At 71.3% G+C, this 24,487-nt stretch carries 20 protein-coding genes; 13 read left to right on the forward strand and 7 right to left on the reverse strand.

Features of this window, described 5'->3' with window-relative positions; translation table 11 throughout:
- The 7 genes from cas6e to AIF0345_RS05430 all read right to left on the reverse strand — a co-directional run bounded on the left by cas6e (nt 1) and on the right by AIF0345_RS05430 (nt 9,414).
- Nucleotides 1-687: a type I-E CRISPR-associated protein Cas6/Cse3/CasE gene (gene cas6e / locus AIF0345_RS05400; protein WP_285297552.1), complete on the reverse strand. Its 687-nt coding sequence runs from the start codon at nt 685-687 to the stop codon at nt 1-3.
- The gene (gene cas5e / locus AIF0345_RS05405) at nt 678-1,394 is read right to left on the reverse strand and encodes a type I-E CRISPR-associated protein Cas5/CasD (RefSeq protein WP_285297553.1); all 717 of its coding nucleotides are present in this window, start codon (nt 1,392-1,394) and stop codon (nt 678-680) included. The genes cas6e and cas5e overlap by 10 nt, the downstream gene beginning before the upstream one ends.
- Complete coding sequence (cas7e, locus tag AIF0345_RS05410; protein WP_285297554.1) at nt 1,394-2,518, reverse strand: type I-E CRISPR-associated protein Cas7/Cse4/CasC; 1,125 nt, start codon at nt 2,516-2,518, stop codon at nt 1,394-1,396. Before cas7e ends, cas5e begins: the two co-directional genes overlap by 1 nt.
- A gap of 2 nt (nt 2,519-2,520) precedes the next feature.
- On the reverse strand, nt 2,521-3,207 hold the full coding sequence (casB, locus tag AIF0345_RS05415; RefSeq protein ID WP_285297555.1) for a type I-E CRISPR-associated protein Cse2/CasB: 687 nt from the start codon (nt 3,205-3,207) through the stop codon (nt 2,521-2,523).
- Nucleotides 3,204-4,865: a type I-E CRISPR-associated protein Cse1/CasA gene (casA, locus tag AIF0345_RS05420; protein ID WP_285297556.1), complete on the reverse strand. Its 1,662-nt coding sequence runs from the start codon at nt 4,863-4,865 to the stop codon at nt 3,204-3,206. Before casA ends, casB begins: the two co-directional genes overlap by 4 nt.
- Nucleotides 4,862-7,810, reverse strand: a complete 2,949-nt coding sequence (gene cas3, locus AIF0345_RS05425) for a CRISPR-associated helicase Cas3' (protein ID WP_285297557.1) — start codon at nt 7,808-7,810, stop codon at nt 4,862-4,864. Before cas3 ends, casA begins: the two co-directional genes overlap by 4 nt.
- A gap of 878 nt (nt 7,811-8,688) precedes the next feature.
- Nucleotides 8,689-9,414 carry a FadR/GntR family transcriptional regulator gene (locus tag AIF0345_RS05430; protein WP_043564588.1) on the reverse strand — a complete coding sequence of 242 codons (726 nt, stop codon included), beginning with the start codon at nt 9,412-9,414 and terminating at the stop codon, nt 8,689-8,691.
- 185 nt (nt 9,415-9,599) lie between these two features.
- On the opposite strand from AIF0345_RS05430, the gene AIF0345_RS05435 reads away from it, so the two are divergent.
- The 13 genes from AIF0345_RS05435 (at nt 9,600) to AIF0345_RS05495 (ending at nt 24,449) form a co-directional block, all read left to right on the forward strand.
- A complete protein-coding gene (locus tag AIF0345_RS05435) occupies nt 9,600-11,198 on the forward strand; it encodes an ABC transporter substrate-binding protein (RefSeq protein WP_285297558.1) in 1,599 nt (532 codons plus the stop codon).
- A gap of 102 nt (nt 11,199-11,300) precedes the next feature.
- On the forward strand, nt 11,301-12,266 hold the full coding sequence (locus tag AIF0345_RS05440) for an ABC transporter permease (protein ID WP_268917779.1): 966 nt from the start codon (nt 11,301-11,303) through the stop codon (nt 12,264-12,266).
- Nucleotides 12,266-14,404, forward strand: coding sequence for a dipeptide/oligopeptide/nickel ABC transporter permease/ATP-binding protein (locus AIF0345_RS05445; protein ID WP_285297559.1), 2,139 nt, complete (start codon nt 12,266-12,268; stop codon nt 14,402-14,404). The genes AIF0345_RS05440 and AIF0345_RS05445 overlap by 1 nt, the downstream gene beginning before the upstream one ends.
- Nucleotides 14,404-15,228: an ATP-binding cassette domain-containing protein gene (locus AIF0345_RS05450; RefSeq protein ID WP_285297560.1), complete on the forward strand. Its 825-nt coding sequence runs from the start codon at nt 14,404-14,406 to the stop codon at nt 15,226-15,228. The genes AIF0345_RS05445 and AIF0345_RS05450 overlap by 1 nt, the downstream gene beginning before the upstream one ends.
- Before the next feature lie 67 nt (nt 15,229-15,295).
- Complete coding sequence (locus AIF0345_RS05455) at nt 15,296-16,216, forward strand: dihydrodipicolinate synthase family protein (RefSeq protein WP_268917776.1); 921 nt, start codon at nt 15,296-15,298, stop codon at nt 16,214-16,216.
- A gap of 1 nt (nt 16,217) precedes the next feature.
- Nucleotides 16,218-17,249: an ROK family protein gene (locus AIF0345_RS05460; protein WP_285297561.1), complete on the forward strand. Its 1,032-nt coding sequence runs from the start codon at nt 16,218-16,220 to the stop codon at nt 17,247-17,249.
- A 54-nt stretch (nt 17,250-17,303) separates the two neighbouring features.
- Nucleotides 17,304-17,999 carry an N-acetylmannosamine-6-phosphate 2-epimerase gene (locus tag AIF0345_RS05465; RefSeq protein ID WP_285297562.1) on the forward strand — a complete coding sequence of 232 codons (696 nt, stop codon included), beginning with the start codon at nt 17,304-17,306 and terminating at the stop codon, nt 17,997-17,999.
- 202 nt (nt 18,000-18,201) lie between these two features.
- Nucleotides 18,202-18,483 carry an HU family DNA-binding protein gene (locus AIF0345_RS05470; protein WP_043564601.1) on the forward strand — a complete coding sequence of 94 codons (282 nt, stop codon included), beginning with the start codon at nt 18,202-18,204 and terminating at the stop codon, nt 18,481-18,483.
- Nucleotides 18,484-18,673: 190 nt separating this feature from the next.
- Nucleotides 18,674-19,471 carry an ABC transporter ATP-binding protein gene (locus tag AIF0345_RS05475; RefSeq protein WP_268917773.1) on the forward strand — a complete coding sequence of 266 codons (798 nt, stop codon included), beginning with the start codon at nt 18,674-18,676 and terminating at the stop codon, nt 19,469-19,471.
- Nucleotides 19,447-21,207 carry a transporter gene (locus AIF0345_RS05480; protein ID WP_285297563.1) on the forward strand — a complete coding sequence of 587 codons (1,761 nt, stop codon included), beginning with the start codon at nt 19,447-19,449 and terminating at the stop codon, nt 21,205-21,207. Before AIF0345_RS05475 ends, AIF0345_RS05480 begins: the two co-directional genes overlap by 25 nt.
- A gap of 225 nt (nt 21,208-21,432) precedes the next feature.
- Entirely contained in the window at nt 21,433-22,173 is a 741-nt protein-coding gene (gene nagB / locus AIF0345_RS05485; RefSeq protein ID WP_285297564.1) for a glucosamine-6-phosphate deaminase, read from the forward strand.
- Nucleotides 22,174-22,287: 114 nt separating this feature from the next.
- A complete protein-coding gene (locus tag AIF0345_RS05490; protein WP_285297565.1) occupies nt 22,288-22,635 on the forward strand; it encodes a DUF3039 domain-containing protein in 348 nt (115 codons plus the stop codon).
- Complete coding sequence (locus AIF0345_RS05495; protein WP_285297566.1) at nt 22,632-24,449, forward strand: DEAD/DEAH box helicase; 1,818 nt, start codon at nt 22,632-22,634, stop codon at nt 24,447-24,449. The genes AIF0345_RS05490 and AIF0345_RS05495 overlap by 4 nt, the downstream gene beginning before the upstream one ends.
- Nucleotides 24,450-24,487: the final 38 nt, after the last annotated feature.

The raw sequence follows: 24,487 nt of genomic DNA on the forward strand, positions 1-24,487 counted from the left end.
TCAGTCCTGCCTCACCCGAGCTAGCGTCATGAGCCCGCAGCCGTAGGCCTTGGACCGGCCGATCCCGGCCACGAGCGCGCGACGCAGCGCCTCGGCGTCGGTGACGCGCAGAACGCCCTCGTAGACGGTCCGGTTGATCGTGACGCGGTCGCGCGCGCGACAGGTCGGATTCTCCCGCCTGAAGACGGGCCGCTCCCGGCGGACGACGACGACCGAGATGTCGGCGCCCTCGTCATCGACCGGCGCGAGCCCGAACCCGTACCCCGGGGCACGGGCGACCAGCCACTGCCGCTGCTGCTCGACCGTGACGTGTCCGAACCGCTTTCCGCGTGCGCCCGGCCCTCGGGAGGCCGAGTAGGAGGGGTTGGCCGCCAGGCGGAAGGCCCACTGCTGCCCGGCTCCCAGCCGCTCCAGGAACGGCGAGTAGTCGAGGGTGCGCGCTTGCTCGCCGGCGGTCCCCGCCTCCTGGATGATCTGGGAGCAGTCGGGCTCCGACGGCGAGAGCAGGTACAGCGACGCCGTCGTGCCCCGGGCCCTTCCGTCCACCCTCCACAGGACGCGTCCGGGCCCGTCCCCGTCGTCGCCCCCGGTGGCCTTCAGGACGACGGCGTGCATGACCTGGGGCGAGCCCAAGTACTTGCGTGCGAGGCGGCGAGCCGGATCGAGCTCGATCTTCGTCAGAAACACAGGCCCGCCTCCTCCAGCTCAGCCATGGGATCGTGCGCGTCCGGCTCGGGGGCTCCGACCCGCACCATGAGCCGTTCGACCTCCCGGAAGCCGTAGTCGCGGCGTCGGGGGTCGAAGGACAGCGGGACGTCCCGACTGCCCCGGGCGTCGCCCGCCCGCTCCTTGATGGGCACGGCCTCCTGGTCGATGAGGATCTCCGCGTCGAAACCGTCGCGGCGCCGACGACGGAACCACTCTGAGGCGAGCCACGGCTCGGCCCGGAGAGCGTCGAGCAGCGCCGCCTCCCGCAGCCCCAGGGACACCGGGAGGGTGGGCGGGCAGGAGCGCCTGCCGAGGTACAGCGGGAAGGCCGGGTGCCGCAGGGCCTCGTCAATGCCCTCCAGGAGTGCCCGGTCGCCCTCGATGCCGGCGAGGAAGACGGCGTCGGCCAGGTAGTAGCGGTTGGACAGCGGCATGGGCTTGCGGCCGTCGGTGGGCACGGCGGTGTGGAAGTCCCGGATGACGCTGCCGGGCTGGTCCTTGCGCACGCCGAAGCGCAGGGCGAGGAGGTCCTCGATCGGATCGGTTCTGCGCCGCCCGACGGCGGAGGCCAGCATGCCGATGACGCCGCTCTTGGTCGGTGCGAGCTCGGTGGCCCTCACTGTGAACCGGGACTTCACCCCCCACGCCTGCATGGGGCCCGCGAGCCGTAGGAGGAGGACAGCCATCAGGCCCGCTCCTGACCGGGCAGGCGCGGAGCCACGACCTCGCGGACCCGCTCCGGCAGGTCGGTGAAGGACACCCGCTCCCCGAGCGAGGCGACGGCGTTGCTGTCGGTGAGCGCGACGACGAAGCTGCGCAGCGGCTCCAGGCCGTAGTTGTCCTCGATCGTCGCCGCGTGCCGGGCCAGCGCCTCCACCGAGCGGGCCACGTATCCGTGGGCCGCGTCCGCGGGGACCGCCTCCTCGAAGGCCCCTGCGAGGGAGACGGGCTGGTCCTCGCGCACAGCGACGACGACGGCCTCCGGGACAGTCCGGTTGGCGAAGGTGTTCTGCTTGCCGGTGGGCATGGACAGGCAGAAGCCCCTGATGAAGACCTCCAGCGCCCGCAGCGTGGCCTCACTGTCCCCGAGGTTGTGCCGCAGCAGGTCCACGTTGACGGTGGCGTAGCGGTACATGGTGGCCGAGGAGAACTCGACCGTCCCCATCATGCCGGCGCCGGCGTCCTCCTCCTCGGAGCGGCTCTTCTCGTCGTCCACGGCGGTGAAGAAGTCGTACTCGTTCTCCGCGGCGTGCGTAGAGATGGCGTGGGCCACCTGGCAGGCGGCGTCGATATTGAGATCGGTGTTGTCGGCGACCATGCGGCCGAACAGGGCGATATCGACGGCGTGCGCCTCCTTGAAGATCTTCTTGACCGCCTTGGCGTCGAGCGTCTCGCCACTGCGCGCGGCGGCGATGGCGAGCTCGGCCAGGCGCGCGATCTGGCTGGTGGACAGGAACAGGAGGTAGCCGGACTCCAGCGGCCCGTCCTTCTTACGTGGGGCCGAGAGCTTGATCTTGGCCAGCTTGAAAACTTCTCCGACCAGGTCGAGGGCACTCTCCGCGAGGTCGGGGGCGTCCTCAGCGATCCGGGCGGCGAGCAGCTCGGCAACCCGCTTGGTGCGCACGCCGACGTCGGAGGCGTCTAGGAGGTTGTTGAAGTACAGGCGGGCGGCCCGCTTCCAGGACTGGCTGGAGACCCGCAGGCGCCGCACGCCCCCGTAGACGGCGGACTTGGGGGAGCCCGAGTCGTCCCGGTTGACGCAGGAGGGAGGAAGGCTCTGGATGACGTGGATATCGACGTAGGTGCTCATAATCAGTTCTCCGGGATCGGTGTGGTGGTGTTGTGGTCGGTGCGGGGCGCCGCGTCGGCGTCGTCGGCTGGGGACAGGGAGTAGTACTGGCGGGCCCAGGCGAGGCGGACCTGCTTGGCCCCGTTCGGACGCTGGAAGCGGGCGATGCTGTCGGCGAGCATGGCGTGGTCCAGGGCGATGTCCCGGGCCCTCAGCTGCGAGACGAAACCCCGCAGGTGGTGGCGCAGCTCGGCGACGGTGGCCGAGGTGACCAGGGCGTTGAAGCGCTTCTGGGCGGACGGGTTCTCCTCGTCCCATCCCACCAGCTCTCGAGCGGCCCGGCCCAGCCCGACGCCGGGGCGGAACATGGGCGTGGTCCGGGACTGCTGGTGCACGGCGTAGAGGGTCATGGCGGTGTGGACGGCGATCTCCTCCCGGGTGGGGGCGTCGCCCGCATAGTCCGGGACCTCCACCTGGGTGAGCTCCCAGGTATCGGGCACCTCGCCGGGCTCTCTGGCCACGGCGCCGCGCAGCGCCGCCAGCTCCCCGCGGGCCCGGGCCTCATTGTGAAGGTAGCGGTTCTGCAGGCCGTTCGGGCCTGCGATGCGCCGGTCCACAAGGCGGCCAGTATCTTCCAGGCGGGGCCGCCGGGGCCCGGGCGGTGCGGCGCCCGCAGTGTCCGGGGGCGTGCTGGTATCCGACGTCGTCATGCCGATGTCCTTTCTCCGTCCTCGACGGGTGCGTCCTGTGGTTCGGGTGGCGGCACCGCCTTATTGAGGGCGGCGCGGAAGTAGACCAGAGCGCGACCGATGTCCATGCGCCCCCTGCCCTCCCCGCGCCCGGCGAAGGCGGTGTCGGAGGCGGCGGAGGCGAGCGCCTCCTGCTGCCTCCAGGCCTCGGAGCGCAGCAGGGTGCGCCACTGGTCGCGGGCCACAGCGGGGTCGGCGCCATCGAGAGAGGCGAGCCAGGTGGGGAAGTTCTCGTCAATGACCTGGTAGAAGGCGGCCCCGGCGCGGCCCCGTGCGGCCGAGGCCGTGTCCGGGCTCCCGCCCCGTGCCCTGTCCAGGTTCGCGGCCAGGTTCCGCAGCGCGGAGGCGACGCCCTCCGTCTCCTCCATGGCGTCGTGGACGACCCCGACCAGCCGCCTGCCGCTCGGGTCGAGCAGGCCGGCTGGCAGCGAGAGAGTGTCATCGACGAGCTCGGTGACGACCGCTTCCTGGGCCCCGTACTCCATGCCGACGGCGTGCAGGGGGATAAGTCCGCTCAGCGGCACAATGCCTTGGAGCATGAGCTCCTGGTAGAAGGAGACGACGCCGGGGGAGCGGTACCGGGGCACGTCCCCGGCTCTCTTGATCGTGACCCGCGGGCTCAACTGGGCGACGAGCGTGGACAGGCCCCGCCAGAACGCCCGGTCCGTGGGCAGCTTGCGCGGCATGTAGACGGTCGCCTTGAGCTTCCTGGTCTGGGGCTCGGAGTAGCGCCAGGCGGTCATGGGCTCGACCAGGTAGCGGTTCTGGGGGGTCGCCTTGTCCCCGTTGCCGAGGAACAGGCTGGTGACGCGGGTGTCGCCGTGGAGGAGGACGCGGCGCGTCTGCCACGTGTAGCAGGAGACGGGCCCGGTGGGCTCCAGGGTGAGCGAGCCGGCGGGGGTGTCCGCCTCGCGCTCCCACGGGGGCAGGTCTGCGGCCGGGTCCACGTCGAGGCCGTCGACCTTCTCGCAGACCACGGTGTTGAGCAGCAGCGTGCGCTCCAGGTCCTCCCCGTTCACGGTCACGACGCCGATCTGCCCCGTCCATCCCGGGCCGATGGGGTACCCCTTGCCTCCCTTGACCCGGGGATCGCCGACGGCGCCTGTGCGTATGCCGGAGGGGTCGAAGGCGTGGACGTGCACCAGCCACCGGGCCGCCTCCGCCCAGCTGATGGACTCCAGGCCCTGGGCGATCCGGGTGGTGAAGAAGGGATCTCCGTTGGGGACGTCCGCAATGAGGGACTCCAGGCCGGAGACCTTCCCCGAGGCGGCGTGGATCCCCGCCACCTGGAAGAAGGGGCGCTCCGGGTCGCGCAGGTCGAAGCGGTCCCGATAGCTCTCGAGGTAGGCGACGGCGTCGCGCCCGAGCCTGCCGGGGTCGTCCCAGTACTCCTCCCAGGTGTCCATGTCCTCGGGCCCGCCCATGGCGCGGTGGCAGACGGCCAGGAGCAGGCGCAGGATGGCCACGTCCTGGCTGGCGATCTCGCCGTGGATGCCGGCGATGTCCGCCGCCTCGCGGAAGACGGCCAGCAGCGAGACCTCGTCGGACGCCCCGTCGAGCCGGGTCACCCGTATCCAGGGCTCGTCCAGAAGATTGAAGCTGGGCGTTGTGGGTGTCATTGGGAACGGACCTCCTTCAGTCCGGTGGAGGGGGAGTACTCGAGTACGGTGCCGGCCAGCTGCGCCCGGCCGTCCTCCAGGAGAAGGAACAGCTGCCCCTGAAGGTCGCGGTCATCCTGCCAGGCGGGTACGACACGAATCTCGAGCTCTTGGATGACCTTGTCGATGACGCGCGCGTTGGACAGGCTCGCGGGCAGCCTCACCGCGGACATCACCATGGCGCGCACGACCTTCGGGTCCGGGACGCGATCGGTCGGGATCATGCGCCCCGGTTCGCCAGACCGGCGCTGCAGGGTGCGCAGCTCCTCCTGGCCGCCCACCCGGCGCAGCTCCAGGAGGATGACCTCCAGGGAGTCCTCGCCGTCGCGGACCTGGGCACGCCCCTTGTCCTCACTGTCGGAGGCGGTCGTGTGCAGCCAGCCGATCAGCGAGGTGCGCGCGCCCGCACGCTCCGGCTCCTCCAGGAGGAATGCCTTGGCCGCGTCGTGCTTCTTCTTTCTCTGCACGTCGTGCTCCTGGCGGGCCTGGGCGACGGCCCCCTGCCAGCGCGGCGGTACCGGGGCGTCGGTTCCGTAGACGGCCTCAATGAGGTCGTGGACGTCGTCGGGCACGGTCACGATGCCGGGGCCGCCGAGCACCCGGTCCAGGGCGGCCGCGCTCATGAGCATGTCCTGCTCCCCGTAGATCGCCTTGGCGCCGGCCTCCACGGCCGGATCGTCCGAGGCGGTGGCGGGCAGCCAGTCCACGTAGCAGGTCGGCGTGGTGAGCCGGACGGGCCGCCGCCGCTCATGGCGGTGAAGGCGCCCCATGCGCTGGAGGACCAGGTCAATGGGGGCCAGGTCACTCACCAGCAGGTCGAAGTCGACGTCGAGGGACTGCTCCACCACCTGCGTGGCCACAACGATCGCCCGGTGCGGCCGGCTGGGGCGGGCGCGCGGCGGCCCGAAGCGGCGGCGGAGGTCGTCGTCCTTGGCCAGGCGGTCGCGGATGGTGAAGCGGGCGTGGTTGAGGCTCACGTCCTCGCCGAAGGTCTCGCGCAGCAGCTCGTAGGTCTCCTGGGCGCGCCGCACCGTGTTGCGGACCACGAGCGCGCACCCGCCGTCGGCGAGCGACTCCGTCAGGAGCGGGACCAGGGCGTCCCTCGTGAGCCGCCTGACGCGCACCGTGCTGCGACGACCCGACGCCGACGTCGGGACGACCTCGGTGCGTTCGCGCCCCGCGGTGACCAGGCAGGGAAAGGGCGTGCGCAGGGCCTCGGGGGCGGGCCGCCTGGGCACCCGCTCGCCCGCGGCCAGGCGCAGGCCGCGCCGGTAGGCGTCGACCAGGGCGGTGCAGCGCGCCTCGGACAGGGTGGCCGACAGGAGCACCACGGGCACCCCGTAGAAGGCGAGCCAGGTCAGGGCCCGGTCCAGGTAGACGTTCATGTAGGTGGAGTAGGAGTGCACCTCATCGACGACGACCACCTTGCGGCTCAGCCCCAGGTGCCGCATGGCCAGGTGCGGGGAGCGCATGGCCCCGAAGAGCAGGTGGTCCACCGTGGTGACGACGAAGTCGGAGAGCATCGCCTTCTTGCGCCCGTTGAACCAGGACAGGATGGCCAGGTCGGCGCGACGGCGGGCCGCGGCGCCGAGGGGCTGCCCGCCGCGGGCCTCCTCCTCGTCCCAGCCGATCCCCGCGGGCCGCGGTGCGCCCTCCTGGCCGCCGAGCGACCCGAGGAGCCGGTCGCGGATCTCATAGCCGCGCCGTCGCAGCGGTCGGGCCTCCTCGTTGAGCCGGGCGCGGCCGTGCAGGAGCTGGACTGCGAAGTCCGACGGCGCACCCCCGGCGGCGTAGGCCTCCTCGATCCGTTCCAGCCAGGACAGCTCGCGGGAGAACATGGCGTCCGTCGTCGCCTGGGTGGGCAGGGCGAACAGCACCCCGGCCCGGCCGGTGCGGGCGGCGAGCACCTCGGCGGCCATGAGGGCGGCCTCGGTCTTGCCCCCTCCCGTGGACTCCTCGACGACGAGCAGCCCCGGCAGCTCCATGGCGCGGGCCGCCGCCAGGGTGCGTGCCTGCACGTCGGTGGCCCGGGCGCCGGCGGGCAGGTCGAAGCGCCCGGCGAGCAGGGAGTCGGGGTCGGCGCCGTCGTCGCGGGGGCGCCACGGCGCGGGGATCTCCAGGCGGGACAGGCCGGCGGCCGCGCGTCCGGCGTGGGCGCCGGGCGCGAGCAGGCGCGCGCCGTCGTCGTCCAGGGGCAGAAGAGGGAAGTACGCCTCCGTGGAGGCGATCCAATCCGCCACAATGACCAGGCCCGAGAGCTCGACGAGGAAGGGCTGGGACCACCGTCGCTTCGCCCAGCCGGGCAGCAGGGGCTCCGCACCGGTGCGGGCGGTGACCAGGTCGAGGAGCTCGCGCCGGGCGGCGGCCCACGCGTCATCGCCCAGGAGGTGCTCGTGCCCGCTGAGCTCGTTGGTGAGGGCCGCCTTCGTGGGCGGGATGCCGTGGTGGGCGCCGACGACGGATGCCAGCGCGTTGGCGGGTCCGTGCCCCCAGCCGTGCTCGCCCGTCAGCCAGGACCTCAGGATCAGGTGGCCCGCCAGGGCGTGCGGGACCCTGCGGCGCTCGAGGGGGTCGATCTGCTCGTGCCTCAGTCCCACCTCCTTCATGCGGTCATCCAGCTTCCCGACCTGGCAGGAGAAGGCCGGGGTGCACTTGCCGATGTCGTGGACGCCGGCGACCCAGGAGGCGAGGAGGAGGAACTCCTCCGTTGGGCTCAGGTCTGAGGCGGAGCCCGCGAGCTCGCGCTCAATGAGGTCCCGGGTGGTGGGCGCCAGCCAGCGCCCGGCGAGGTGCTCGGCGAGAGCGGCGGCGTCGAGCAGGTGCAGCCAGAGCGGGAGCCAGTGGTCGCTCTCCGGGTCGTAGCCGAATTTGGCCCATACGGACCGCGCGCGTGCTGAGAGCGCCACGGGGGGGCTCCTCTCTGGAAGTTTCCTTGGGATGAGGACCGAGCAAGATTATTACTCGGGTCACACCCGCGTACGTACTGTGACTGAATCGTTACGTGAGAAGGGGCGGTGGTGTGCCGTAGGTCCGTGACGCTTGGTAGCGAGTCTTCGTGTCCGTTACGCGGCGCCCCGACTTGGGGGCTTGTGTGGAGACGGTTAGTCTGGGTGCGGACGCAGTGGCACCTGCGTCCGCACCCAGCGATGGCCTCCCTACTGGTTACCGGAGGAAGGAGGAAATAACAGCAGTCGCAAGGTTGATGCAGCTTGCGAGGAAGCGGAGCCTGTCCGGGCTCCGCAACCAGTTTTGTTTTTTGGTCATGAGGGTCACCTCCTTTCGACAGAGGAAGTCTAACGTGTACTGGCTGGCAGTACCCTGGTGACGATGATGTGTGATACCTCATATGGAGTGGGGTTAACCCAGACCTCGCGCTAGCGGGGATGAACCTGTGTAGTGGCTGGCCGTCGCGTTCACCTCGCGGTAGCGGGGATGCAGTGAGCGATAACGCTGTGGAGTGCTCGCACTAGCTGGGGCCTCTCGTCGACGATGGCGAGAGGCCCCGCGTGTCTGAAGGTCCGGGGTTCTAGTCGTGTAAGCCACTCGGCAGTGGCGACGGTTGCGGCAGGGGCGGCGTCGGGTCCTCATGCCGCGGGGGCCGTTGGGCTGTCAGCGAGGGACGCTCATCAGTAGTCCTCTGCCCCGGCCCCGGTCCAGTGTCGCCGCTAGCCCGTTGCCTCTTAGTGCTGTACGGAGGGGCCTGGTGGGCTTGGCTGTCATCGCTAGGTGCGGAACCGAGCCGATCTCGGCGAGAGGGGGCCGAGGGGTGTGGGGGGCGGGGTGGTCAGCTGGACTGGAGGACGGCCTTGAGCGGGGCGTAGTGCTCCTTGACCGCCGCGCGGTAGGCGTCGCGGTCGCCCGCGCGGGCGGCCTCGAGCATGGCGCGGTGCGCGCTGGCCGTGCGCATGATGTCCTCGGGGCGCGGCGCGTCCAGCATTGGCACCGTCAGCGTGTGCACGGCCCAGAACGCGTCCGTGAGGTGGCCGAAGAGGTGGTTGGGCAGGGCCTTCAGAAGCATGGAGTGGAAACGGTGATCCTGCTCGGTGAAGGTCTTGCCCGCGGCGGCGAGCTGCTCCATCTGCTCGACGACGGCGTCGATCGCGCGGTTCCTGCGCCCCTTCCAGACCCTGATCACCTGCTCGGCGAGCGAGTCGTCCAGGGTGGCGCGCACCTCGACGACCTCGCGCAGGGCCTGGTAGTCGTCCCCGGGCTTGAGCAGGCCGCGGAAGACGAGCGACTCCACCATGGGGCGCATCGATATCTGGCCGACGAACATCCCGTGCCCGTGGCGCACCTCGACGATGTCGAGCGCCACCAGCGTGCGGACGGCCTCGCGGACGGACGAGCGGGACATGCCCAGATCGGTGCACAGCTGTGACTCGGTGGGCAGCGGGTCCCCGGGGTGGAGGTGGGACTGGAGGATGTAGTCCTTGATGGCGTTGATCGCGGTCGAGGCCTGCGTCGTTGCAGTCCCGTTCATGGAGGCGTAGGCGCCTCGCTTCGTTTTCATGGCAGTCATTGTGGCCAGAATTCCATCGTTGTGCTCGCTTGTCCTGTGTCCGGACCCTGGGCCGGGCCTCCGCCCGGAGGGTGTCACGACACGAAAGCGTAAACGATGTGGTCAGATGTCCTCCGAGCTGCTACAGTCAGCCTATCAACGTCAGACAACAGACGTCAGACTTCAGGAGAACATCAATGGCGATCTCAACTCCGCGTACTTCCCGCCGCGACTTCATCCGCCTCACGTCCACCATGGGGATGGCCGCGGGTTTCGCCGCAGCCCTGGCCGCGTGCGGCGGCTCGTCCGGCGGCTCGGGCTCGGGTTCTGGGAGCGTCAACCCCGACGGCACCATCACGGCGGGCATCTCCTACGAGCTGGGGACGAGCGGCTACGACCCGATGACCACGACCGCCGGCCTGACCGTCGCCGCCAACTGGCACACCATGGAGGGGCTGACCGAGCTCGACCCGGTCAGCCGCGAGGCCTACGCCGCCCTCGGCAAGGAGCTGCCCGCAAAGGTCGATGACACGACCTATGAGGTTACCCTGCGTGAGGACGCCAAGTTCTCCGACGGCAGCGACGTGACCGTCGACGACGTCGTCTTCTCCTTCGAGCGTGTTCTTGACCCGGCGAACAACTCGCTCTACAGCCAGTTCCTCACCTTCCTGGAGTCGGTGAAGGCCAAGGACGACGCCACGGTCACCATCAAGACCAAGCACCCCTACTCCCTGGTCGCGGAGCGGCTCAGCACCGTCAAGATCGTTCCCCGGGCGGCGGTCGAGGCCGACCCCAAGGCCTTCGACATGAGCCCGATCGGGTCCGGGCCGTACAAGATGACCGACAACAGCGCCGCGTCCCAGACCATCGTCTTCGAGCGCAACGACAGCTACAACGGCTCCCACCCCGCCCTCGCCAAGAAGATGACCTGGCAGATCCTCGCCGACGACACCACGCGCACCAACGCGATCGCCTCCGGCACCGTTCAGGCCATCGACACCGTGCCGGCGACGAACCTCGGCGCGATGACGGAGCCGATCACGGTTGCCGCGGACAAGGGGTTCAGCCTCGTGTTCGTCATGTTCAACCACCAGGGGGCCTTCGCCGACGTCAAGGCGCGCCAGGCCATCTTGTACGCCCTGGACTACGAGAAGATCTGCACCACCGGCATGGGGACGCTGGCCACCGCCGCCACATGCTTCGTGCAGGAGGACCACCCCGCCTACAAGCAGGCCTCAACGGTCTACACCTACGACGCCGCCAAGGCCAAGTCCCTGCTGGCGGAGGCCGGAATCACCTCCATCGAGGCCATTGCCACGGACCACGGCTTCTTCTCCGGTGCGCGTCCCATCATCAAGGAGAACCTCGAGGCGCTCGGCGTCTCCGCGAGCTTCACCGAGAAGAAGTCCAAGGAGCTCTACGACTACATCAAGGCCGGGGACAAGTGGGACATCGCCATCGCGCCCGGCGACCCCTCGGTCTTCGGCAACGACGCCGACCTGCTCATGCGGTGGTGGTACAGCGCCGACCTGTGGGCCAACGACCGCATGCACTGGAAGGGCGCAGAGGCCTACACCAAGCTCCAGAAGATTCTCGACGAGGCCGTCCAGATCGAGGGCGAGGCGCAGATCGCCAAGTGGCAGACGGCGTTCGACCTCATCGCGGAGAACGTGCCGCTCTACCCGATCTTCCACCGCACGACGCCGACGGCGTACAACAGCCAGACCCTCGTGTCGTTCCGCAGCGTCAGCTACCCCGGCCTGTCCTTCGTGGACGTCGGCTCGACGCAGGCCTGACCGGCCCTCCCCGTCCCCCAACCGTCTTCCTCACCCGGCCGCGCGCCGCCCCGCGCGCCTCAGGGACGCCGCGGCCGGGCGCAAAGACAAAGGAGCACCCCAGTGTCCAACCTCCTCCGCCTGATCGGGCGGCGCCTGCTGGCGCTGCCGGTCATGGTGCTGGGCGTGACGCTGCTCGTCTTCGTCGTCATGTCGTTCTCCACCGCAGACCCCGCGGTCCTCGCGCTCGGAGAGTCGGCCACGCCGGAGGCCCTCGAGCAGTATCGCGAAGCCCACCATCTCAACGACCCGCTGCTCACACGTTTCTGGGACTATCTCGTCGGCCTGGCCCACGGCGACCTCGGCACGTCCTTCACCGGCGTGAGGATCTCCGACATGGTGTCGACCGCCTTCCCGATCACCCTCCAGCTGACATTCGTCGGCATCCTCGTCGCAGTCGTGGCCGCCACCGTCCTGGGCGTCGTCGCCGCCCTGTACCGGGACAGGACGCCGGACCAGGTCATCCGCGTCATCTCCATCCTGTGCCTGGCCACGCCCTCGTTCTGGCTGGCGCTTCTGCTCATCCAGTGGTTCGGCGACATCCCCGGCGCAGCGGGCGCCTTCCCCTCGCTGGTGACCAGGTGGACTCCCTTCAGCGACGACCCGGCCGCCTACGTGCGCCAGATCTTCCTGCCCGCTGTCGCCATCGCCGTGCCGAACACCGGGACGCTGACCCGTGTGGTGCGCACGGCCATGGTCGAGGAGCTCGACCGCGACTACGTGCGCACGGCCATCGGCGCCGGCATCCCCAAGCGGGTCGTCGTGGCCCGCAACGTGCTGCGCAACGCCCTCATCACTCCGCTGACGGTGCTCGGCCTGCGTCTGGGCTACGCCATGGGCGGGGCGGTCGTCATCGAGATGATCTTCAACATCCAGGGCATGGGGCAGCTCATCTTCCAGGGCGTCACCCGCAACGACGTCAACATCGTCCAGGGCGTGTCCATCACCGTGGCGCTGGCATTCATCATTATCAACATCGTCGTTGACATGCTCTACGTGCTGGTCAACCCGAGGATCAGGAGCGTCTGATGCTGCACAGCCGCACACTCGACAAGGTCTCCAGGCCCGGCATGCGCTTCCAGGGCTGGAGGAGCCTGCCCACCGGCAGCAAGATCGCCGTCGTCGTCCTGCTCATGATCGTCGCCATGGCGGTCCTCGCCCCGCTCGTGGCCCCCTACGACCCCGGCGCCACCGGTCTGGCGACCGCGGAGACGACCGTCCACGTGCAGGGCGGCCCGGACATCGTCACCTACGACTCCGCTGTCCGCCCCTCGCTGGAGCATCTCTTCGGGACCGACAAGCCCAGCCGCGACATCTTCTCCCGAGCCGTCTACGGCGCCCGGGTCTCGCTCGTCGTCGGCCTGAGCGCCACGGGCATCGCCCTGGCCCTGGCCTCCGTCCTCGGGGCCATCGCCGCGACCAGCCGCAAGTGGGTCGGCGAGGTCGTCATGCGCGTCCTCGACGTCCTCATGTCTTTCCCCGGCATTGCCCTGGCAGCTGTCCTGGTCCTGGCCATGTCCTCGCGCCTGCCGATCGTGCCCGTCATCATCCTGGCGACCGCCGTCGTCTACACCCCGCAGCTTACGCGCGTGGTCCGCGCGAACATCCTGGCCCAGTTCGGCGAGGACTATGTCGCCGCCTCCAGGGTCATGGGCGCGCGTGTGCCCTGGATCCTGGCCAGGCACGTGGTGCGCAACTGCATCGCTCCGATCATGGTCTACGCCACGGTGCTCGTGGCCGACGCGATCGTCTTCGAGGCCTCGCTGTCCTTCATCGGCGCCGGCATCACGTCGGTCAACACCCCTACCTGGGGCAACATGCTCTCCGAGGGCAAGGAGCTCCTGCTGTCGGGCCACTGGTGGCCGACCTTCTTCCCCGGCCTCATGATCCTCATCACGACCCTGTGCCTCAACGTCCTGGCCGAGGGGCTGACCGACGCCATGGCCTCCCCGCGCATCCGCGCCCGCGTCGACGTCGGGGCCGACGAGGAGGCCATGAGCGCCGAGACCTGGGACGAGGCGGACCCGGCCGTGCGCGACAACGCCGACGACGCCGCCTGCGCCATCCCCGGGAGCCGGAAGAGCGCGCTCACCGGCCTGATCGGGCCGGCCGCCGAGGAGGTCCCGCTCGCCGAGCGCCTGGCCGCCCTGCGCACCGCCGAGCTCGCCCGAGACGACCGGCTCGTCTACGCCGATGCGCAGGCCGAGCCCGTCCTGGAGGTCAGGAACCTGTCCATCGCCTTCCCGATCCAGCACGGCGACGTCAACATCGTCGATAACGTCTCCTTCTCTGTGCGCCCGGGCGAGACCATGGGGCTGGTGGGGGAGTCCGGCTGCGGGAAGTCGATCACCTCCATGGCCGTCATGGGGCTGCTGCCCCCGACGGCGCGCATCACCGGTGAGATCCTGTTCAAGGGCGCAAACATCCTCCAGATGACCCCCGAGGAGCACAACGCCCTGCGCGGTCACGAGATGAGCATGATCTACCAGGACGCCCTGTCCGCCCTGAACCCTTCCATGCTCATCCGCTCCCAGATGAAGCAGCTCACCCGGCGCGGCGGGACCCGCAGCGCCGAGGAGCTCCTCGAGCTCGTCGGCCTCGACCCCGTGCGCACCCTCAAGAGCTATCCGCACGAGCTCTCCGGGGGGCAGCGCCAGCGCGTCCTCATCGCCATGGCTCTGACCCGTGACCCGAGCCTGATCATCGCCGACGAGCCCACCACCGCCCTGGACGTGACCGTCCAGAAGCAGGTCATCGACCTGCTGGGCGAGCTGCGCGAGAGGCTCGGCTTCGCCATGGTCTTCGTCAGCCACGACCTGGCTCTGGTCGCCAAGGTCGCCCACCGCGTCACCGTCATGTACGCCGGACAGGTCGTCGAGCAGGCCGCGACCTCCGAGCTGCTGACCAACCCCGTCCACGAGTACACCCGCGGCCTGCTGGGGGCGGTCCTGTCCATCGAGGCGGGATCCGAGCGCCTGCACCAGGTGCGCGGCACCGTCCCGAGCCCGAAGGAGCTCGTCAAGGGCGACCGCTTCGCCCCCAGGTCCTCCCACCCCGAGGTCGGTCTGGACAGCCGGCCCGTCCTCAAGCCGGTGACCGGAAGCGCCGAGCACTACTACGCCATCACGCCCGAGCTCGAGGCGGTTCTTAAGAAGGAGGCGCACTGATGCCCGACGACACCGCCGGCGCCTGGAGTCCTGAGACCGACCCGGTTATCGAGCTGCGCCATGCGCACGTCATTCACAGGTCCCGTACCGGCAGGCTCTTCCGGCCCGACACGGTCCACGCCGTCAACGACGTCTCGCTGAGCGTCAGGCGCGGCGAGACCCTGGGCCTGGTGGGGGAGTCCGGCTGCGGGAAGTCGACCACCGCCCGCATCATGGTCGGTCTGCAGCCCCTGACCCGCGGTGAGGTCTACTTCAAGGGGCGCGCTCTGGGGCGCACCGCCGCGGACCGCAGGGCCTTGGGGCGCTCGGTCTCGGTCGTCTTCCAGGACCCGGCCACGGCGCTGAACCCCCGCATGATCGTGCACGACACCCTCATCGACCCGCTCAACGTCCACGGCATCGGCTCGCCCAGGCAGCGCGAGGCCAAGGTCAAGGACCTCCTCCACCTGGTCGGCCTGCCGCCCAGCGCCCTTGACGTCCTGCCCAGGCAGATCTCGGGCGGCCAGCGCCAGCGCGTGGCCATCGCCCGCGCCCTGGCACTGGATCCCGACATCATCGTCGCCGACGAGCCCACCAGCGCCCTGGACGTGTCGGTGCGCGCCCAGGTGCTCAACCTCCTCCAGGACCTCAAGGCCGCCCTCAGCCTGGGGCTGGTGTTCATCAGCCACGACATCAACACCGTGCGCTACGTCTCCGACCGGATCGCCGTCATGTACCTCGGAGAGATCCTCGAGCTGGGCGCTGCCGAGGAGATCTTCAACAACCCCCGGCAGGAGTACACGCGCACCCTGCTCGGCGCCGTTCCCTCGCTCCTCGAGGCCTGAGCCCCGCACCGACCCGCCCGCACCGAACTCAGGGAAATACTTAAGGGAACTCAAAGGAAAACCGCACATGGATACTCGTTTCACCGGAGTCATTCCACCGCTCATCACTCCGTTCACCTGGGACGGCGCCGTCGATCTCGATGGCCTCGACCGCGTTATCGAGCACCTTATCGCAGGAGGGGTCAACGGACTGTTCGTCCTGGGCTCCTCCGGTGAGACGGCCTACCTCACCGACGCCGAACGCGGCGCCGTCGTCGAGCGCGCCGTCGCCACGACGGCCGGTCGCGTGCAGGTCCTGGCCGGGGTGATCGACACCACGGCGCGCCGCGTCATCGAGCAGGCCCGCCGAGCCCAGGGCCTGGGGGCGGACGCGGTCGTCGCCGCGTGCCCCTTCTACGCCATCAACGACGCCGCCGAGATCGCCGACCACTTCCGCGCCATCGCCGCCGCCGTCGACGTCCCGCTGTTCGCCTACGACGTCCCCGTCCGCCTCAACGGCGTCAAGCTCAGCCGCGACATGCTCGTCCGACTCGGCGTCGAGGGCGTCCTGGCCGGGGTCAAGGACTCCTCGGGCGACGACGTCGGCTTCCGCCGCCTGGTCGCCGCCAACGAGGCCGCCGGTCACCCCCTGGCCCTGCTGACCGGGCACGAGTGCGTCGTGGACGGCATGCTCCTGCTGGGCGGCGACGGGGCCGTGCCCGGGTACGCCAATGTCGACCCGCGGCCCTACACCGACATGTGGCGGGCCGCCCGCAACGGCGACTGGACCGAGGCCCGTCGCATCCAGGACCGGATCTGCGCCGGCTTCGAGATCGTTCACGTGCCCCAGGGGCGCTCCGGGGACGCCAGCGGCATCGGCGCCTTCAAGACCGCCATGCAGGCCATCGGCATTATCGACACCAACACCATGGCCTTCCCCGTCAAGGCTCTCCAGGGAGAGACCAGGGACAGGATCGTGGCGATCGTGCGCGAGCAGGGTCTGGTCTGAGATGGCGGCACCGACTGACGCGGCCCCGGTCGGGCGGCCCGGGGCCGCGGCCCCGGTCGTCGGCGTCGACCTGGGCGGCACGAAGATCGCGACCGCCCTCGTGGCCGCTGACGGCGCCCTGCTCGGTCCCGTCCTGGAGGCTCCCACCCCGGCGCGCGAGGGGCCGCGGGCCGTGCTGGACGCCGTCGCCTCCCTGGTGGCCGACCTCGTCGATGCCAGCGCCCGTACGGCCTCTGGGGCGCTCCCGGCGCCGACGGCGGTCGGGATCGGCTCGGCGGGTGTCATCGACTCGGGTCGGGGCGTGGTCGTCTCGGCCACCGACGCCATCGCCGACTGGCCCGGCACCGACATCGCCTCCGCAGTGGCCGGACGGCTCCTGGCCGCGGGCACTGCGCCGCAGGGCGTGCTCGTGCACGTCGACAACGACGTCAACGCCTACGCCGCGGGCGAGGCCTGGATCGGCGCCGGTGCCGGCGCGGCCGGCGTCCTCGTGGTCGCTGTGGGCACAGGTGTCGGCGGAGCGGTCGTCCTGGACGGCCGCGTCCACCACGGCGCCCACTTCCTGGCCGGGGAGATGGGGCACATGCCCTCCGGCCCGGCGGGCGCCGAGCCCTGCACCTGCGGGCGCACCGGCCACCTGGAGGCTGTCGCGGCCGGGCCCCAGATCGCCCGCCGCTACCGCGAGGCCACCGGTGCCGGCGTCACTGGCGCCCAGGAGGTCGAGAGGCTCGCCGACGCGGGCGACGCCGTCGCCCGACGCGTCTACCGCGAGGCCGCTGTGGCCCTGGGCGAGGCGATCGCCGCCGTCGTCACCGTCCTGGACCCCGAGCGCGTCATCGTCTCCGGCGGCCTGGCCCGCTCCGGCGAGCTGTGGTGGGGGCCGCTGCGCGAGACGGTGCGCGCCGAGGTCCTCGATCTCGTGGCCGGGGACCTCGAGATCGTCCCCGCCGCCCTGGGTGCCGCCGCCCCGATCGTGGGCGCCGCCCACCAGGCCCGACTGCGCCTGGCGGCGCATCTCGCCGCGGGCGCCTGAGGCCGTGGCGGCCCGGGCGCCGGTCCACCCACCCGACCATTGGAGGAAGCACCCATGACCGCACTCGACCCCGTGCTCGAAAAGCTGCGCGGCGGCCTTATCGCCTCCGCCCAGGCCTACCCGGGAGAGCCCATGCGCGACCCGCGCACCATGGACCAGGTCGCTCAGGCCTGCGTCGCCGGGGGCGCCGTTGGCATCCGCGCCCAGGGGCTGGCCGATCTCGCCCTGATCAACCAGCACGTTGAGGTCCCCGTGATCGGCCTGTGGAAGGACGGCCATGACGGCGTCTTCATCACCCCGACCCTCACTCACGCCATCGCCGTGGCCGCCACGGGCTCGCCCATTGTCGCCATCGACGCCACGCGCCGCCCCCGGCCGGACGGCCTCACCTTCGCGCAGACGGTGGCCGGTCTCAAGGAGGCGTTCCCCGGCGTCCTGGTCATGGCCGACTGCGGATCCCTGGACGACGCCCGCACGGCGCAGGACGCCGGCGCCGACGCGCTCGGAACCACGCTCGCCGGCTACACCGGGGAGCGCCCCAGGACCGAGGGCCCCGACATCGAACTCATCGACCAGGTGGCGGCCATCGCCGAGGTCCCGCTCGTCGTCGAGGGCCGCGTGCACACCCCGGCCCAGGCGGCCCTGGCCGTGGAGCACGGGGCCTTCGCCGTCGTCGTCGGCACCGCCATCACCCATCCCACGACCATCACGTCCTGGTTCGTCCGGGCCGTCAGCGCCGGCCCCCGCTGAGCGCCCGCCGACGGCACGCTGCCACGCTCCGGGACGCCGTGGTGACTGTGACTCGTGTGACCAACGAGGTGGCGAAAGATCACAAAGTGGCGCGCCACGCCGAGAAAGCACCGTCATATCTGACAAAACGACCCATTTATGCATAGCGTTGCCGTCAGCGGCACCGCATCCCGGTGCCCACCAACGACCGAGAGGCAGATATATGTCCGTCAACCGTACCGAGCTCATCGCCGCCATCGCCGAGGAGGCCGAACTCACCAAGGTCCAGGCTGATGCTTTCCTTGCTGCTTTCCAGAAGGTTCTCGTGGAGAACATCGCCAAGGGTGAGGCCGTCAAGATCACCGGCCTGATGGGTGTTGAGCGTGTCGAGCGTGCTGCTCGTACCGGCCGTAACCCCCGCACCGGTGAGGAGATCCAGATTCCCGCCGGCTACGGTGTCAAGCTGACGGTCGGCTCGGCCTTGAAGAAGGCCGTTGCCAAGTGACCTCAGCGTGAGGACCCGGTGCCGCTGAGTGCGGCCGGACCGCAGACGTCAAGGCGCGTCGCCTCTGGGGGCGCCGCGCCTTCGTCATGCCCGTCGTTCGGCGCCTCGGCCGGGCGGGGGACCCGGCCCCGCGTGTGGCTCGTTCCCGGGGAGGATGGTCGCGCGGGCCGACCCGCATAGCCTCGGTCGCATGGACTCCTCACCTTCTCCCCGGGCTGGGGGCGCCACGGCTCCGGCGCTGGCCCTGGACGGACTGTGCAAGGCCTTCGGGCAGAAGGTCGCCGTCAACATGCTCTCCCTGGCCGTCCCGGCCGGCTCCATCTACGGCGTGGTCGGCCCCAACGGGGCCGGCAAGACCACGACCCTGTCCATGGCCACGGGACTGCTGCCGCCCGACGCCGGCCGCGCCGTCGTCCACGGCATCGACGTGTGGGGCCGGCCGGCCGACGCCAAGGCGCGGCTCGGCGTCCTGCCCGACGGCCTGCGCACCTTCGACCGCCTGACCGGGCTGGAGCTGGTCACCTACGCCGGGCTGCTGCGCGGCCTGGAGCGCGACGTCGTGGTCGCCCGCGCGAGCCAGCTCCTCGATGTCCTGGACCTCAGGAGCGCGGGCCGTACGCTCGTGACCGACTACTCCGCCGGCATGCGCAAGAAGATCAACCTCGCCTGCGCCCTCGTCCACGCGCCCGCCATCCTCGTCCTGGACGAGCCCTTCGAGGCCGTGGACCCGGTGTCCGCCCAGACGATCCAGTCGATCCTGGCCGCCTTCGCCGCCGACGGCGGCACCGTCATCATCTCCAGCCACGTCATGGCGACCGTGCAGCGCTTCTGCACCCACGTGGCCATTATCGCCGCCGGTCGGGTCGTGGCGGCGGGCACCACCGCGCAGGTGGCCGCGGGCGGGGACCTGGAGGACCGCTTCACCGAGCTGGTCGGGGCCCCGGAAGCAAGGGAGGACCTGTCGTGGTTGCGACCCTCGTCCGCCTGAGGTGGAGGCTCACCCTCAACGCCCTGAGCCGCAGCGTGTGGATCCTGCTGGCCTCCCTGCTCGGCGCCGCCTGGGCGCTCGGCACCATTATCTCGGTGGCCGCCGGCGCCGTGGCACTCGGTCTGCGAGCCCCGGTGCCGCTCACCGCCACCCTCATCGGCGCCCTGGGGGCGCTGACCACCCTGGGCTGGGTCCTGGTGCCGCTGCTGCTCACGGGCGTGGACTCCACGCTCGACCCCCGGGCGCTCGCGCCGTGGATCGCGCCCTCGCGGTCCCTGTCGGCGGGGCTCGCCGTGGCCGGGGCGGCGGGGGTCCCCGGCCTCGCCACCGGCGTCTGCCTCGCCCTGCCCGCCCTGGCGTGGGCTGCGGGCGGCCACTGGGGCGCCGCCGGTCTCGCCCTGCTCCTGGCCCCGGTCGCCCTGGCGACCTGTGTTCTCGTCTCGCGCGTCGTCGTGATCGGTCTCGGCGCCTCGACCACGCGCCGGGGGCGGGACCTCGTCGGCGTCATCGGGGGACTGGCCCTCATCGGGGTCGCCCTCCTGCCGAGCCTGCTCAACCTGGTCGCGGCGCGCTCGGCGGGGCTCGGCGGCTCCGCGCTCATGACGCTCATGAAACTCGGCAGGGTGCTGTCGCTGAGCCCCTTCGGGTGGGCCTTCGCGGCCCCCGGCTACCTGGCGCAGGGACGGGCCGGGGCGGCGCTGGCCCTGGCGGTCGGGGCGCTGGCGCTCCCGGTCGCGCTGGCGCCGCTGTGGAACAGGATCGTGCGGCGCGTCATGTCCGGCAGCCGGGCGGCCGGGCGGCGCTCACGCCCGGAGCGGGCGGCCGCGCTCGGACGGACGCGGGCTGCCGCCGACGACGCGGACGCTGCGGACGCTGCGACGGCTGCGCCCCTGCCGTGGCACCGCCGGCTGTCACGGGTCATCCCCTCGCCGGCCGCCGCGATCGCGGCGCGGTGCCTGCGCTACTGGCGGACCGACCCGCGCTACCTGGTGCTCGGGGTCTCCACCGTGCTCGTCATACTCGTCGTGGGCGTCGTGACGGTGCTGGGCTTCCGGCAGGGGGTCGAGGAGAACGTGGCCTTCGAGACGGCTCCGGCCGGCGCGGCGCTCGGCCGGGCCCCAGCGGCGCTGCTCGGGGTGCCGGTCGCGATCGCTCTGATGTCCGGCTGGGTGCTGCACGACGACCTGGGCTACGACTCCACCGCCCAGTGGATGCATCTGAGCGCCGGGGTGCGCGGTCTCGACGACCGCCTGGGGCGCGTGGTCGCAGCCGCCCTGTGGCAGCTGCCCGTCCTGGCGGTCGTCACCCTCACCCTCGGCGTGTGGACAGGGCGCTGGGAGATCGTTCCCGCCGTCGTCGGGGCCCAGCTCGGCCTGTACGGCGCCGCCGCGGCCTGGTCGAGCGTGATGAGCGCGGTCCTGCCCTATGAGGTCAACGCGCCGGGGGAGAGCCCACTGAGGTCGCGGTCCTCGGGAATGATCCTGGTCGCCTCCCTGGTGCAGATGGCCGGCATGGCGGTGATCGCCGGGCTCGCGCTGCCGGTCGCCGTCGGGCTCGGCGCCCTGATGGCCACCGGTGCCTGGCAGTGGGGCTGGGCGCTCCTGGCAGGTGGAGCGCTCTGGGGCGCGGGGCTCGCCCGGGCCGGCGTCGTCGTCGGCGGGCGGGTGCTGGACCGGCACTGGGTCCGGGTCCTCACCGTCGTGCGCACCTGGCCCGGGCACGCCGAGACCCGTTAGATGAGTGGTTCCGATGGGGCGCGGGCCGGACCCGCGGCGCCCCTTCACCGATCTCGGCGCGGAGGTGAACCGATTCCGAGCCGGAGTACGACCGATCTCGGCGAAGGGTGACAAGGCGTCACCCACTGTCTTAAGGTTCTGGGGCCGGAGCGCGCCCTCGTGCCGCCCGGCACCGAGGGCCCGCTCGGGCCGAGATCGTCCCGCACCGCCGAAGAGGAACAACCTATGAAGCTCGTCATCCTGGACACTGCCGAGGCCATCGCTGAGCGCGCCGCCGACGCGATCGAGGACCTTCTGACCTCCAAGCCCGCCGCTGTCCTGGGAACCGCCACGGGATCGAGCCCGCTGCCCCTCTACGACGAGCTCGCCCGCCGCTGCAAGGCCGGGCGCATCTCCTTCGCCCAGGTCGAGGGCTTCATGCTCGACGAGTACGTGGGCCTGCCCGAGGGCCACCCCGAGCGCTACGCCACCTTCATGGAGCGCAACCTGCGCTCCCGCGTGGACATGCGCCCCGGCGCGCTGCACGGCCCCGACGCCCTGAGCGAGGACCTCCAGGCCGCCTGCGACGCCTACGAGGCCGCCATGGCGGCCGCCGGCTACTGCGACCTGCAGATCCTGGGCATCGGCGCCGACGGCCACATCGGCTTCAACGAGCCGGGCGGCCCGCTGGACTCCACCACGCACATCGACGAGCTCACCGAGCAGACCCGCCGCGACAACGCCCGCTTCTTCGACGGCGACATCGACGCCGTCCCCACCCGCTGCATCACCCAGGGGCTGGGCACGATCATGAGGGCGCGCAGGCTCGTGCTCATCGCCACCGGCGAGAACAAGACCGAGGCCATTGCCCACCTCGTCGAGGGCGACATCGACGCCCAGTGGCCCGCCACCGTCATGCAGAACCACGCCGACGCCCTCGTGCTCGTCGACCCCGCCGCCGCGAGCCTGCTCAAGAAGCAGCACTGAGCGCCTGAAGCCCTCTGCGCCCGTCCGGCCGTGGCGCGGTTCACAGCGGCATCCGCTGTCATCGGATGCCGTGGGACCGTCGAAGGCCGTGGGCGCCCGGCTTACACTGGCCTCATGAGTGAGTCGTCTGCACCCACCAGCGGAGTCCCCAGCGACCCGGAGGACCGGCCGAGCCAGTCGGCCGGGACGGCCGTCCTCGAGCGCGAGGAGCTCCAGTCCACCGACGACGGCGACGCCGACCGCTTCGCCCACTACGTGCGCAAGGACAAGATCGCCGCGGCTTCCGCCACCGGGCGCCCGGTCGTCGCCCTGTGCGGCAAGGTGTGGACTCCCGGGCGGGACCCGTCGAAGTACCCGGTGTGCCCCACCTGCAAGCAGATCTACGAGCAGATGAGGCCCGGCGGTGGCAATGGCGACGGCCCCCGCTTCCCGCGCTTCCCCTTCTCCAGAGGCGGTCGGTGACCGCCGTGCGAGGCTCCCGGGCGCAGCACCGCCCGACCCAGCCGTCCATCTTCGCCGCCGAGAACCTTCCGCCCGCCTACCCGCAGCGCGCCGCCTGGGGCACGTCGCGGCCGCTGCGGGCCTGGCAGGAGGCCGCGCTCAAGGCGTACCTGGCCGACATGCCCGAGGACTTCCTGGCCGTGGCCACGCCCGGGGCGGGCAAGACCACCTTCGCCCTGCGCGTCGCCACCGAGCTGCTCGCCGCCGGCGACGTCCACAGGGTCACGGTCGTGTGCCCCACCGAGCACCTGAAGTACCAGTGGGCCGAGGCGGCCGCCCGCGTGGGCATCCGCCTGGACCCCTCGTACACGAACTCCCAGGGGGCCCTGGGCCCGCGCTTCGACGGCGTGGCCCTGACCTACGCCCAGGTCGCCGCCAACGCCAACCTCCACCGCGCCCGCACCGACTCGACCCGCACCCTGGTGGTCCTCGACGAGATCCACCACGGCGGGGACGCGCTGAGCTGGGGCGACGCCATCCGCGAGGCCTTCACGCCGGCGCGCCGCCGCCTGGCCCTGACCGGCACGCCCTTCCGCTCCGACGAGTCGGCCATCCCCTTCGTGCGCTACGTCGAGGAGGCCGACGGCGCCAGGCGGTCCCGGGCCGACTACTCCTACGACTACGCCGACGCCCTGCGCGACGGGGTCGTGCGCCCGGTGATGTTCATGACCTACTCCGGCCAGATGCGCTGGCGCACCAGGGCCGGCGACGAGGTGGCCGCACGGCTGGGGGAGCCGCTGACCAAGGACATGGAGGCCCAGGCCTGGCGCACGGCCCTGGACCCCTCGGGGGAGTGGATCCCCGCGGTCCTGGCGGCCGCCGACCAGCGGCTGAGCGAGGTGCGCCGCCAGGTTCCCGACGCCGGAGGGCTCGTCATCGCCTCGGACAAGAGCTCGGCCCGCGCCTACGCGGGGCGGCTCCGCGCCATCACCGGGCAGGCCCCCACCGTGGTCCTGTCCGACGACGCCGGCGCCTCCAGTCGCATCGAGACCTTCGCCGCGAGCCAGGACCGCTGGATGGTGGCGGTGCGCATGGTCTCCGAGGGCGTGGACGTGCCGCGCCTGGCCGTGGGGGTGTACGCGACCTCCGTCTCGACCCCGCTGTTCTTCGCCCAGGCCGTCGGGCGCTTCGTCCGCTCGCGCGCCCGCGGCGAGACTGCCTCGGTGTTCCTGCCCTCCGTCACGCCCCTGCTGGGGCTGGCGGGCGAGATCGAGGTCGCCCGCGACCACGTCCTGGGCGGCGCCGGGCCCGCCGACGAGGACGAGCCCTTCACCCCCGAGGAGCGGCTCGTGGCCGAGGCCAACAGGGCCGAGAAGGCCTCGGACGACCTGCTGGGCGCCTTCGAGGCCATGGACTCCACCGCCGAGTTCGACCGGGTCCTGTTCGACGGCGGGGAGTTCGGCACCGGCGCCGTGGTCGGCAGCGTCGAGGAGCAGGAGTACCTCGGCCTGCCCGGCCTGCTCGAGCCCGAGCAGGTGACGGCCCTGCTGCGTCAGCGTCAGGACAAGCAGATTGAGGCCCAGAAGAAGCAGGCTGCCGCGGCCGCCAAGCGCCGGGCCGGCTCCGGCGTCGACGACGCCCGGCGCCGTGCCGCCGCCCGCAAGGAGCTCAGCCGGCTCGTGGCCGCCTGGGCGCGCCGCTCCGGCCAGCCCCACGGCGTCATCCACAACGACCTGCGGCGCGTGTGCGGCGGTCCCGAGGTCGCCCAGGCCTCCACCGAGGAGATCGTCAGGCGCGTGGAGACCCTGCGCCGCTGGTTCGTCGGCAAGCGGTGAGAGGGCTGAGAGGGCTGAGAGGGCTCGGCCTTCGGCTC

The organism is Actinomyces israelii (genome assembly GCF_030253495.1).
Taxonomy (GTDB): domain Bacteria; phylum Actinomycetota; class Actinomycetes; order Actinomycetales; family Actinomycetaceae; genus Actinomyces; species Actinomyces israelii.